Origin of the sequence: Shewanella sp. GutDb-MelDb, from assembly GCF_002836075.1 — a bacterium.
Taxonomy (GTDB): Bacteria; Pseudomonadota; Gammaproteobacteria; order Enterobacterales; family Shewanellaceae; genus Shewanella.
The window spans coordinates 1-12,121 of the sequence record NZ_PJBM01000181.1; the positions used below are offsets into that span (position 1 = coordinate 1).

The 12,121-nt window shown below is 44.8% G+C and carries 10 protein-coding genes; 6 read left to right on the plus strand and 4 right to left on the minus strand.

Annotated elements, in window-relative coordinates; translation table 11 throughout:
- From CXF82_RS22295 to CXF82_RS09075, 3 genes are all read left to right on the plus strand, one after another.
- Nucleotides 1-242, plus strand: a 242-nt coding sequence (locus CXF82_RS22295) for a hypothetical protein (protein WP_219621778.1), incomplete at its 5' end; no start/stop codon positions are given.
- A gap of 115 nt (nt 243-357) precedes the next feature.
- Complete coding sequence (locus CXF82_RS22300) at nt 358-555, plus strand: hypothetical protein (protein ID WP_180961190.1); 198 nt, start codon at nt 358-360, stop codon at nt 553-555.
- 119 nt (nt 556-674) lie between these two features.
- On the plus strand, nt 675-998 hold the full coding sequence (locus tag CXF82_RS09075) for a hypothetical protein (protein WP_102044055.1): 324 nt from the start codon (nt 675-677) through the stop codon (nt 996-998).
- 163 nt (nt 999-1,161) lie between these two features.
- On the opposite strand, the gene CXF82_RS09080 is transcribed toward CXF82_RS09075, so the two are convergent.
- Both CXF82_RS09080 and gltB read right to left on the minus strand, forming a co-directional pair.
- The gene (locus CXF82_RS09080) at nt 1,162-2,571 is read right to left on the minus strand and encodes an FAD-dependent oxidoreductase (protein ID WP_101090504.1); all 1,410 of its coding nucleotides are present in this window, start codon (nt 2,569-2,571) and stop codon (nt 1,162-1,164) included.
- Between the two features lie 6 nt (nt 2,572-2,577).
- Nucleotides 2,578-7,026: a glutamate synthase large subunit gene (gene gltB / locus CXF82_RS09085; protein WP_102044056.1), complete on the minus strand. Its 4,449-nt coding sequence runs from the start codon at nt 7,024-7,026 to the stop codon at nt 2,578-2,580.
- A gap of 488 nt (nt 7,027-7,514) precedes the next feature.
- On the opposite strand from gltB, the gene CXF82_RS09090 reads away from it, so the two are divergent.
- The 3 genes from CXF82_RS09090 (at nt 7,515) to oxyR (ending at nt 10,124) form a co-directional block, all read left to right on the plus strand.
- Nucleotides 7,515-8,429, plus strand: coding sequence for a tRNA modification radical SAM protein MnmL/YtqA (locus CXF82_RS09090; protein ID WP_102044057.1), 915 nt, complete (start codon nt 7,515-7,517; stop codon nt 8,427-8,429).
- A gap of 227 nt (nt 8,430-8,656) precedes the next feature.
- On the plus strand, nt 8,657-9,022 hold the full coding sequence (locus CXF82_RS09095) for an Hpt domain-containing protein (RefSeq protein ID WP_101090501.1): 366 nt from the start codon (nt 8,657-8,659) through the stop codon (nt 9,020-9,022).
- A 202-nt stretch (nt 9,023-9,224) separates the two neighbouring features.
- Nucleotides 9,225-10,124, plus strand: coding sequence for a hydrogen peroxide-inducible genes transcriptional activator OxyR (gene oxyR / locus CXF82_RS09100; RefSeq protein ID WP_101090500.1), 900 nt, complete (start codon nt 9,225-9,227; stop codon nt 10,122-10,124).
- 92 nt (nt 10,125-10,216) lie between these two features.
- On the opposite strand, the gene CXF82_RS09105 is transcribed toward oxyR, so the two are convergent.
- Nucleotides 10,217-11,293: an adenylate/guanylate cyclase domain-containing protein gene (locus CXF82_RS09105; protein WP_101090499.1), complete on the minus strand. Its 1,077-nt coding sequence runs from the start codon at nt 11,291-11,293 to the stop codon at nt 10,217-10,219.
- Nucleotides 11,294-11,417: 124 nt separating this feature from the next.
- On the minus strand, nt 11,418-12,089 hold the full coding sequence (gene mutH / locus CXF82_RS09110; RefSeq protein WP_101090498.1) for a DNA mismatch repair endonuclease MutH: 672 nt from the start codon (nt 12,087-12,089) through the stop codon (nt 11,418-11,420).
- Between the last annotated feature and the right edge of the window lie 32 nt (nt 12,090-12,121).

The window sequence follows — 12,121 nt, forward strand, 5'->3', positions numbered from 1 at the left end:
AAAGTAATTCAGGTTCAAGTGGTTTTTTCCGTGGTTTATTTAAAGGATACACTAATCCAATAGATGGTGTTTCTCATGCATTCGGGCAAGGTTCAATGCAAATAGAAGTTAATTCAAGCGTACAAGGTTTTAACACTGCAGCAGCCTTTGTTGGGCAATCTATCGATGCGGTATCTAACTCCTTAAATAATTTAGTCCTTGAAAAGTGGAATAACTTTGGAGCTATGTTGGAGAGTGAGTAGCACTAACAAGCAAATCAATCAGGACAAAAAACAGTTGGTTTTTGCTCCTGCGTCGCCATTTTAACCAACTATTTTTTGCCCATTATTAGGGCGTTATAAGCCCGAGGTGAGATGAGTGTTTTCAGAACCAATAAATAGTGTCGTCGTAATTGGAATAAGTTTGGTCGGCGCATTACATTTTGGGGGTTACTCACCCACTTCTAAAACTTCACCAGCCTTAAACTGGGCGAAAGAAAAGCACCTAAAATTACCAAAGGTTATGGCGTTGGGGCTTGTTTTTGTTGCAGTGGTGAAACTGATCGGGATTTTATAGTTCACTAATACAATAGTGGCTGGGTTTATAACAAGCCCATGAATTCCGATTCCATCGCTATCACATTGGTTGCAAAGAACAAAAGGCGCAACAAATTGTGCCAGCATTGCTCACGGCTTATGGGGGCGTTAGGTGTATCTAAATTGAATTGTTCGCGTCTATTAAAAACCGTTTTCATTTTAGTTTGCATTGCAACATTTAGTGCAGCGGTTTTTGCTCCAAAAGTCGAAGGCTACGGTGATTTTGTAGCAACAATTTTTTTAGTATCGCTAGCACTATTAGCATTAACTTACTGTTTGTATGCGTTCAACAAAGGTGAAATCGAAGTTAAAGGCTTTGTTTCCAAGCGTTCTGAGTTACCTGGTTACTATTGGTTCGGAATGCTAATTTATTTGTCTTTTTCAGTAGCTATTCTTTCAATCATATTTGTGCAACTAGAATAAGTGGGGTCAGAGTAAACTTTACCTTCTATCAACTAGTGATGAGATTAGGCTGAATTCCTAAGCCATTTTTGACCAAAGATGAGTTACGGCGTACAAGTAAAAAAAAAGCGCTCCTTTCGGAGCGCCAATCACAAACTGTTGGACTTAAGCTACAACCTAGAACTTAATCTTCGAAGGTGTTGAGAATGCCGAGTGCGGCATCTCGTCCTTCGGCTATCGCGGTAACGACTAAATCAGAACCTCGGACCATATCGCCTCCAGCAAAGACTTTAGGGTTGCTGGTTTGGAATGGGTTGTCGGCGACTTTCGGCGCTTTGACTAAACCCCAGTCATTAAGCTCAATATCAAAATCAGCTAACCATTTTGCCGGGCTTGGTTGGAAACCAAAGGCGATAATGATGGCGTCAGCTTCAAGGACTTGTTCACTGCCCTCAATTGGCACTGGGCGACGGCGACCACTGGCATCGGGCTCACCGAGCTCGGTTTCAATGCATTCGATACCCACCACTTTGCCATCGACGGTTTTAATTTCACTGGGCTGGCGGTTAAACAGAAATTCAACGCCTTCTTCACGCGCATTTTTAACCTCACGGCGTGAGCCTGGCATGTTTTCTTCATCACGGCGATAGGCACAAGTGACTGTTGTTGCCCCTTGTCGCACTGCGGTGCGGACACAATCCATTGCGGTATCACCACCACCGAGTACCACAACACGCTTACCTTTAAGGCTTAGATAAGGGTTATCGATACACTCAGTGCCCATCACGTTATGGGTGTTACCGATAAGGTACGGCAGCGCTTGATGAACACCTTGGGCGTCTTCACCTACAAGGTTCGCTTTCATCGCAGTATAGGTGCCCATGCCGAGAAAAACCGCGTCGTAGTTTTCAATCAACTCTTTAAAGTCGATATCTTTGCCGACAGTAACACCGAGCTTAAACTCGATGCCCATGCCCTCAAGCACGTTACGGCGAACTTGCATCACCTCTTTGTCGAGCTTGAACGAGGGAATGCCATAAGTGAGTAGGCCGCCAATCTGTACGTTTTTATCATAAACGATGGCTTGCACACCGTTACGGGCGAGTATGTCGGCACAACCTAGTCCCGCAGGGCCCGCACCAATAATGGCGACGCGCTCTTTACGTGGAGTGACTTTTGACAAATCAGGGCGCCATCCCTGAGATATTGCGGTATCGGTAATGTACTTTTCTACATTACCGATTGTAACAGCTCCGAACTCTTCGTTAAGCGTACAGGCACCTTCACAAAGCCTATCTTGTGGGCAAACACGGCCACAAACCTCCGGTAGAGTATTGGTTTCATGAACCAAGTCAGCCGCTTCCATAATACGGCCCTGTTTTGCTAACTCCAGCCAATTAGGAATGTAGTTATGCAGTGGGCATTTCCATTCACAATAGGGGTTACCGCAGTCGAGACAGCGGTCAGATTGCTCTACTACCTGTTGTTTAGCAAAAGGTTGATAAATCTCTATAAACTGCGTAGCACGTTGTTTGGCAGCGTGTTTAGTGGGGTCTTTACGCCCAACTTCAATAAACTGAAAATCATTGCTCATTTTTATTTACCCCGCTCTGACTGCTAGTGCAGGTTCTGATGGCTCTAATTTTAACAGATCGCTTAGCTCAACATTTTTTGGTTTGACCAAAATAAAACAATCTATCCAGTTTTCAAAATCACTTAAGATCATCTTGGCATGTTCGCTGTTGGTTTCTTTAACATGCTGCTCGATCAACTCGCGTAAATGTTGTTGCTGAATAGCGGACTCTACTTTGTGAGTGTCGACCATCTCAGTATTGACGCGGCGATTAAATCGGCCAAACTGATCAAATACATAAGCAAAGCCGCCCGTCATGCCCGCACCAAAGTTAACGCCTGTACAGCCTAGTACCACAACGATGCCACCGGTCATATATTCACAACCGTTATCACCTAAGCCTTCAACTACGGCAATTGCGCCGGAGTTACGCACCGCGAAACGCTCGCCAGCCTGACCCGAGGCAAACAATTTACCGCCCGATGCGCCATACAAACAGGTGTTACCTAAAATGGTAGAACGCTCTGATTTGAATGGACTGCCTAAAGGTGGATAAACACAAATTTTACCGCCTGACATGCCTTTGCCGACGTAATCGTTAGCGTCGCCACACAGCATTAGCTCGAGGCCTGGAGCATTCCACACGCCAAAGCTTTGGCCAGCACTGCCATTAAACTTCAACATAATGGGAGATTTAGCCCCATCGCGACCCATATGGGTTGCTATATAACCTGAAAGGCTGGCGCCCACTGAGCGATCGGTATTGTTGATGTTGAACATCTCACAAATAGATTCACCCGCGAGTACAGCCTCTTTGCAATCTTCAACTAGGCGTTTATTTAACGTGCCTGGATCTGATGGTGGATTGGTTTCGCGCCATGTGACTGCCGATGCAGCTGGCACTTCAGGGCGATACAGAATTGGGGTTAGATCTAAACCTTGCTGCTTAGCGGTTTCGCCCTCTAATGCCGCTAACCAATCGCTACGGCCAACGAGCTGTTCAAATTCGGTAACACCTAAGTCCGCCATGTACTCGCGGATCTCTTGGGCGACAAACTCAAAGTAAGTCATTACGCGCTCTGGTAAGCCGTGGTAATGCTCATTACGTAGCTGTTTGTTTTGCGTCGCAACGCCGGTTGCACAGTTATTGAGGTGGCAAATACGCAGGTATTTACAACCGAGTGCAATCATAGGCACGGTACCAAAACCAAAGCTTTCAGCGCCGAGCAGCGCAGCTTTAATGACGTCTTTACCGGTTTTTAAACCGCCATCCACTTGCAAGCGAATTTTATGACGTAGGCCGTTGGTCACTAGCGACTGATGCACTTCAGCAAGTCCCAGTTCCCATGGACTGCCAGCATACTTTACCGAGGTAATAGGGCTAGCCCCTGTGCCGCCGTCATAACCCGATATGGTGATCATATCGGCGTAGGCTTTAGCCACGCCAGTGGCGATGGTGCCGACGCCGGGTTCTGAAACCAGTTTGACTGAGACCAAGGCCTTAGGGTTTATCTGCTTTAGATCAAAAATCAGCTGCGCTAAATCTTCAATAGAGTAGATATCGTGATGTGGCGGCGGTGAAATTAGCGTGACGCCGGGGCGCGCATTACGCAGCGCGGCAATTTCAACGCTGACTTTATCGCCAGGGAGCTGTCCACCCTCACCAGGCTTAGCGCCTTGGGCTATTTTAATTTGTAATACTTCAGCATTGACCAGGTAATGTGCGGTTACACCAAAACGCCCTGAGGCAACCTGTTTAATGGCTGAGTTACCTTCAGTGTTAAAGCGGCGTGGATCTTCTCCGCCTTCACCCGAGTTGGAGCGACCGCCAAGGCGGTTCATTGCTACGGCTAATGCTTCATGAGCTTCAGGGCTGAGTGCGCCGATACTCATCGCTGCGCTGTCAAAACGAGTGAATAGTGTTTTAGCGGCTTCCACTGTTGATACATCAACGGGGGCAAGCTCACCCTTTACTTCAATCAAGTCTCTTAGTGTCGCAATCGGGCGGTTATCTACCAGCTCGGTAAAGCGTTTGTAGTTGCCGTAATCTTGATCGCGAAGACTGGCTTGTAGGGTATTGACCACATCAGGGTTAAAGCAGTGGTATTCACCACCTTCAACATATTTTAGCAATCCACCTTGAGGCAGTTGTTGGTGAGCTCTGAAGGCGTTCTTGTGTAGCAGTTGTTGATCTTGTTCAATCAACTTGAAACTCGCCCCTTGAATACGGCTAATCACACCGTTGAAGCACAGTTCGACCACTTCATCAGCGAGGCCTACAGCTTCAAACTGTTGACTACAACGATAAGAGGCGACGGTACTAATGCCCATCTTAGACATGATTTTACGTAGACCTTTGTCTATGCCGAGACGGAAGTTGAGCATTAGGTCGCGAGTGTTTTCAACGCCGTTACGTTTAGCTAAATCTGAAATGCACTCATACACCAAGTAGGGGTAGATAGCGGTGGCACCAAAGCCAATTAATACCGCGAAATGATGTGGATCGCGGGCCGATGCGGTTTCAACAATAATGTTGGTGTCGCAGCGCAGGCTCTTGTTCACTAAAATTTGCTGCACGGCGCCAACAGCCATCGCTGCGGGGATCACCTGCTTTGACTTCGCGGTGGCTCGATCTGACAGGATAAGCAGTGTGGTGCCTGTTCTAGCCAAGCGCTCGGCTTCATCACAGATCCGCTTAACCGCGGCTTCAAGACCTTCGCTCAAGTCGTAATTCAAATCGATAGTGTTTGCGCGATAGTAAGTACTATCTAATGCCATTAGCTGACTAAAGTCGCTAAAAAGCAGTACTGGTGAATTGAACATCACGCGATATGCATGTCCGGTGGTTTCATTAAACAGGTTTTGCTCACGACCGGCGCAGGTAGTGAGTGACATAACGTGTTTTTCGCGCAGTGGATCGATAGGGGGGTTAGTCACCTGAGCAAATTTTTGACGGAAGTAGTCATAGATTGTGCGTGACTTTTTAGACAGCACAGCCATAGGCGTGTCGTCGCCCATAGAGCCCGTTGCTTCTTCGCCTTTTTTCGCCAGAACCCAAATGACCTGCTCTAACTCTTCACGTGAGTAACCAAACTGCTTTTGATATTGCAGTAGTTGGTCATCTGAGTATTCTCGTGAGCCTTGCTCGTTAGGGCCAAAATCTTCCGCTGGTTTTAACACTTTACTGTTTTTAGCCATCCACTCTTTGTATGGATGACGACGCTTAAGGTCGTTATCAATCTCAAACGAAGAGTAAAGTTTACCATTCAAGGTATCCAGCACCAGCAGCTCGCCAGGTCCGACGCGACCTTTCTCAATCACTTCATCTGGGGCGTAGTCCCAAATACCGACTTCTGAGGCCAGCGTTAAAATACGATCTTTAGTGATGACATAACGCGATGGTCGCAAACCGTTACGGTCGACCGCGCAAGCCGCATGACGACCATTGGTCATGACGATGCCCGCTGGGCCATCCCAAGGTTCCATGTGCATGGAGTTAAAGTCATAGAATGCTTTTAATTCTGCATCCATCTCTGGATTACTTTGCCACGCTGGTGGAATAAGCAAGCGCATTGCTCGGTACAAGTCCATGCCGCCGGCTAGCAACATCTCTAACATGTTATCTAATGATGACGAATCTGAGCCTGTTTCATTGACGAACGGCGCAGCTTGCTGCAAGTCGGGCAGCAGCGGGGCGTGAAACTTATAGGCACGGGCTCGTGCCCACTGCCGATTACCGGTAATGGTATTGATCTCGCCATTGTGGGCTAAATATCTAAAAGGTTGCGCCAGTGGCCACTTTGGCGATGTGTTGGTAGAGAAGCGCTGGTGGAATAAACAAATAGCGCTTTGCAGGCGTATATCGGCTAAGTCGCTATAAAATGATGGCAGATCTGCAGGCATCATCAAGCCTTTATAGACGATGACTTGCCCGGATAGACTGGCAATATAGAAATCTTTATCGTGGCTTAGTTGCTGCTCTACACGGCGTCTTGCCATATAGAGACGACGCTCTAAGTCTTTTTCGCGCCAGCCAATAGGCGCGTTAATGAGTACCTGAACAATTTGCGGCTGACTTGCTTTGCCGATAGGGCCCAATACATCAGGGTTAACTGGCACATCTCGCCAGCCAGCGACACTTAAGGTTTCTTTCTGTAGCTCTTGTTCTATTAGATGCTTGGTTTGTGATGCCAGCTCTTCATCTTGGCTAAGAAAAAGCATACCCACAGCAAAACGACGGCTTAAATGCCAATCATTTTCTGCTGCAATTGCTTTAAAAAATTCCGTCGGCAGTTGCATTAATAACCCGCAACCATCACCAGTGCGCCCATCTGCGGCAATACCACCACGGTGCTTCATGCGGTCCAATCCGTGAATTGCGGTACGTACTATACGGTGACTCGCTTCACCGTCCATTTGAGCTATAAGCCCAAAACCACAATTGTCCCGTTCAAAACTTGGATGATATAAGCTCATTTGTACACTCCCTAACTTCAACCGATACTACTCGGGAGATAAAGCAAAAAATATCTATAGATATTCACCCGAATCAATCAAATTAACCCTAAGCGCTCTAAAGGTCAAACCAAATTATTGCATAATATCTATACGAGTCTAACTATTTAATACGCTCGTTTAACTTGGTTTACCTTTACGTAAACTGTAAAATGCTCCGTATAACCTTATGAATAAAAAGAATTTTAAATTATACACTTATTAGGGTTTACGTATTTGCAACAAGTTTGGCGATTGTAACCTATTTTAGGAAAGTGATTTTTATTGCAAATACAGTGAAATGATAATCACTTTGGGGTCTGACTATTTATGCATAAGCTGATGTTGTTTCTCAGTTAATGTGTACAGCATAAAGATTGCAATGAAATTACGGTTATTTGAGCTAGCGCTAATAAATGAATTGAGGAAATGAATAGAATGACGCAAATTTTTAGGTTAGGTGATTTACTTTGGGCTTGGATAGTTACGTTAATACGTTTGGCAGTGTATGTAAGCAGCGATATGGAGAGCGGATCCGTAAGCTGACAATTGATGCAAAATTTACCTGTCCAAACCGAGACGGCACACTTGGCAAAGGTGGATGCACTTACTGCAACGTGGCCTCATTTAGCCATGAGCATAAAACTGAGTTGTCGATACAAGCTCAGTTAAGCCAAGGCCGTGAGAGGTTATCAACCAAACCTTCGAAATATATTGCTTACTTTCAGGCGTACACCAGTACTTATGACGAGTATTTAGTGTTAAAGCAGAAATACGATGAAGCGATACAAGACAGTGATATTGTCGGTTTATGTGTCGGCACGCGCCCTGATTGTGTGCCTGATGAAGTGATAACGTTATTGGCTGATTATCAGCAGCAAGGGCTAGATGTTTGGCTAGAGCTGGGTTTGCAAACGGCCAATAATAGAACCTTAAAGAAGATCAATCGCGGCCATGATTTTGAGGTTTATGCTGATACGGTAAAGCGTGCCCGAGCAAAAGGCATTAAAGTCTGTACACACTTGATTTTGGGTTTACCTGGAGAAGGGCATTCTGACTACCTCACTACGTTAGATAAAGTGTTAGAAGCAGGTGTTGATGGCTTGAAGCTACACCCTTTGCATATTGTAGAAGGTAGCACCATGGCTAAAGCTTGGCGGAATGACAAAATGGAGTTGTTAGCCATAGAGGATTATGCCTACAGTGTGGGAGAGTTAATCCGTCGTACTCCTAAAGACATTATCTTTCATCGAGTGACAGCCTATGCTAAAAAACCTATGCTTTTAGCACCTGATTGGTGTGCTTTTCGCTGGGATGGTTTAGTGGCTATTGTTGATGATTTAAAAGCCAAAGGTGCGCAAGGTAGTCATTTAGCAACCTCTTAACTGTCTATGGCGTAAGCGATTTGTAATGCATATTAAATACCGCTTGGTAAAAATCACTATATTTAGCGAATGGTGATGTTTTTTGATTAATCAAAGGTTAATGGAAGGTTAAATAACCAACGAATTTAACTACATATGACACTAGTTGTTGCACCTATCATTTTAGCGGGTATTATGTGGTAAAATCGTCTTTTAAATACACGGCAATCATTTTGAGAGGTGCCTAGATGGCAGCAGCTGAATTAGAATCAATCTTGGATCTTAATACACTGGAGCAGTACTGCAGTGCAATTGGCGCAGGTACGCTACTTAAAAGTGTCGTATTGTTTGAGCAGCTAATGCCTGAATATATTGGCAATCTAGTTAACGCTTATGAAGCGAAAGATAAAGACACATTGTGCAGTGAAGCTCATAAGTTTAAGGGAGCTGCTGGCTCTGTTGGCTTAAAGCGTATTCAACAGTTTGCACAGTTATTACAACACGGTGAAGAAGCAGCATGGGAGAATGAACATTCGGTTTGGCTAAACGAAATTGTTAACCATGGTTCTAACGACCTCCAAGAATTAAAGCAGTATCTTGAATCTAAAGCATAAGCTTTGATCCAAATATTGAAATGGCGCTGTTTAGGTAACTAAACAGCGCCATTTTTTTAAACGCATTATGCTGCTCATTCTATTTGGTAAAACAGTTTGCGTTGCTTCACACTCTGTTGGCGTTTTTAAAGTGAAGGCTCGGTAAAGTGTGGTAGAGTTAAATAGAACCTTTCGATAAATAACGTCATTGGTAATCTGCTTTATGAAACATCTTCCGAGTTTGAAAAATCTGTTTTATTTGGTCAATTTACATCAAGAACAAAATTTTAATCGCGCTGCTAAAATTTGTCATGTTAGCCAGTCTACGCTCTCAAGTGGGATCCAAAACCTTGAAGAGCAATTAGGGCATCAACTTATTGAGCGTGACCATAAATCATTTATCTTCACCGCGATTGGTGAAGAGGTTGTACTACGTTCACGCAAATTACTAACGGATGTTGATGATTTAGTCGAACTGGTTAAGCATCAAGGTGAGCCCATGACCGGCGAAATTCGCTTAGGTTGTATTCCCACTATTGCACCGTTTCTGTTAAGCAGAGTTGTCCAGCATTGCAAAGAAACCTACCCGAATCTAACCCTTTTTTTAAAAGAGGATACAACCGATAGGCTGGTTGACGCATTAGGTAAAGGTGAACTGGATCTGTTGCTACTGGCGTTACCGGTGGATACTAGCGGTTACCATAGTATGAAAGTGGGTATTGACCCATTCAAAATGGTGGTGCATACCGATCTTTCTGACGAGATCCATGAGCCTATTGATTATCAAGACTTACCTGATGAGAGTATCTTCTTATTGCAGGCTGAACATTGCATTACCGGCCATGCCATTAGTGCATGTCAGTTAGGTGAGAGTACTAAAATCAACCCATTTGCGGCAACAAGTTTGCATACGTTAGTGCAGATGGTGAATTGCAAGCTAGGGACCACATTTTTACCGCAAATGGCGATAGATGCAGGGATCTTAAGCAATACTGATTTAATCACGATGGCACCACCGGGTGAAACACCTTATAGGGATATTGGCCTTGTTTGGCGTCAGACATCAAGCCGCATTCTAACTTTTAGAACCTTAGGCTTAGAGATCCAAAAGTTGCTTGAATAAGCTTAATAAAGACCTTTAATATTGATAGTCGCAGTTTACCTCTGAGCGAGACTGCAAGTTCACACCAAGCCGATATAGATATATCGGCTTTTTTATGCCGGATTTTTAGGGGTAACACCAAACACTTCAATAGAGTGCTGTTTTCCTTTTAGCTTAATAGGCCCAAGGTTGTTGAGGTTATATTGGGTTTCGCCATAGTCGAGACGAGACTTTAACGAACCAGAGATCAACATTCTTTGGCCGAGAGGGTTACATTGATCTTGTAGCCTTGCCAAGGTATTGAGTACATCACTAAAGAAGCTAATCTCTTGTTTTTGAACACCAACGACAGCTGCCACAACTTGGCCACAATGCGCTGCGGCTTTAAACTTGGGCACAAAACCGTATTGCTCTTCAAAATAGCGTCTTTGCCAGCTAAGTTGCTGCGAAAATTCATGATAGATATTAAAACAGCGATCTTGTTTAATCCCATCTTTAAGTGGCCAATGGATAAGCACTGCATCTCCCATATAACGGTAGATCTCGGCTTCGTTGTTGGTCACCGTATCCGCTAACAGGCTAAAGCTATCTTGGATCAAACGGCTAAAGCGGTAATCGCCTAGTGATTCAGCATGAGTGGTAGAAGCGACCATATCCAGATAAAGAAACAGCCGTTGCTCATATCGTGGCTTATGGTATTTGCCTAGGCCAATATTTAATAACACTCGCGGCCCCACAAGTAGTGCCATTTGTTCGATAAAGGCAAGTCCCACTCTGACCACAACTAGGTAAACGATAAGTGCTTGGAAAGCGGGACTATAAAGAATGTGTGCCGTGAGCATTTGTCGTAGGGTTGTCATGTGGTTTTCAATTGCCCACATGTTGAGATACTGAGTGATATAAGCGAGCGTGGTTGCTCCTAACAGTAGAAACAGCCCTTTAAAGAGAACGGAGAAGACATAGGGTAAGCGGTTTATGGCACTAAAGTTAGCAATGAGGTTAGACATCCAGTGCAGGCTGCCGAAAATAATCCCCATGTAAATTGAAAGCGTGGCTAAATCAGCAGAACCAATGGCCCACTGAGGAAGTTCAGGCGTCTGCGCGTATCTGAAAAATACGAAAGCCGCCATGGCTACAGTCCAACCGAAAATAGCGAAAGCTAATTTCTTCGCTTGTATACGTGCTCTCACTGTATAAGGGGTATCCAACTGCTACTGTTTTTACGAGGCGCTAGTCTATAGAACATCACCTTACTATTTCCAGTAGTATTTGTGATCTAAGTCAAATGAATGTGAGTTTTGGGTTGGAATTCACTCAAATAAGCCCAGAAAGGACATTTTGAGTGAATTGTGTCTTCAAATAAAAGCCGCGAGGGTTAGTTTTCGACACTGCTCCAGTGTGGTCAATACTTTGGGTTAGCACTTGGCTATTGGCTGCTTTTGGGCGTAATTGTAGAACTTCACCATGGCGAGCGGTGATAGTTTCGACTTTTCCCATGGCGATGAGCTCCATTATTTCTTCCCAATCTTGCTTCAATAATGCCGTTTCTTCGACGGAAGGACGCCACAATATGGGGGAACCTATTTGACGCTCTGCAAGTGGGATATCTCGAGCGCCTTGAACAGGGATCCACAGTACACATTGCAATTTATGGCAAACGACGCTGTTCTCCCAAGTTAGCCCGAGAATATTCGTCAGCGGCGCAACGGTAACGTAAGTGGTTTCGAGTACTTTACCCACTTGGTTAACGGGGATAGTTTTCAACTCTACCCCTAAGTGAACAAAATCGGGTTCGGGTCTTGAGCCTGCAAGGGCGCCAAGTTCCAATTCAATTAACTGGCCAACCCAGCCTTTGTGGCGTTTTAGATCTTTGGGAGATTCCACTTGATGGTAGTTTGCCAGTTGTCCTAGCGTAAGGCCTGCCATTGCTTCAGCGCGTGACATAAGCTCTTCAAGTGTACTTGGTGGTTGAGTTGATTTTTTCATAGCAAAGATTTTACTGCAGTTTTGCTATATAG

What these genes read in the sequence shown, in the direction of transcription:
- CXF82_RS09075 (WP_102044055.1), top strand. Translation starts at nt 675, where the DNA reads ATGGGGGCGTTAGGTGTATCTAAATTGAATTGTTCGCGTCTATTAAAA.
- CXF82_RS09080 (WP_101090504.1), bottom strand. Translation starts at nt 2,571, where the DNA reads ATGAGCAATGATTTTCAGTTTATTGAAGTTGGGCGTAAAGACCCCACT.
- gltB (WP_102044056.1), bottom strand. Translation starts at nt 7,026, where the DNA reads ATGAGCTTATATCATCCAAGTTTTGAACGGGACAATTGTGGTTTTGGG.
- CXF82_RS09095 (WP_101090501.1), top strand. Translation starts at nt 8,657, where the DNA reads ATGGCAGCAGCTGAATTAGAATCAATCTTGGATCTTAATACACTGGAG.
- oxyR (WP_101090500.1), top strand. Translation starts at nt 9,225, where the DNA reads ATGAAACATCTTCCGAGTTTGAAAAATCTGTTTTATTTGGTCAATTTA.
- mutH (WP_101090498.1), bottom strand. Translation starts at nt 12,089, where the DNA reads ATGAAAAAATCAACTCAACCACCAAGTACACTTGAAGAGCTTATGTCA.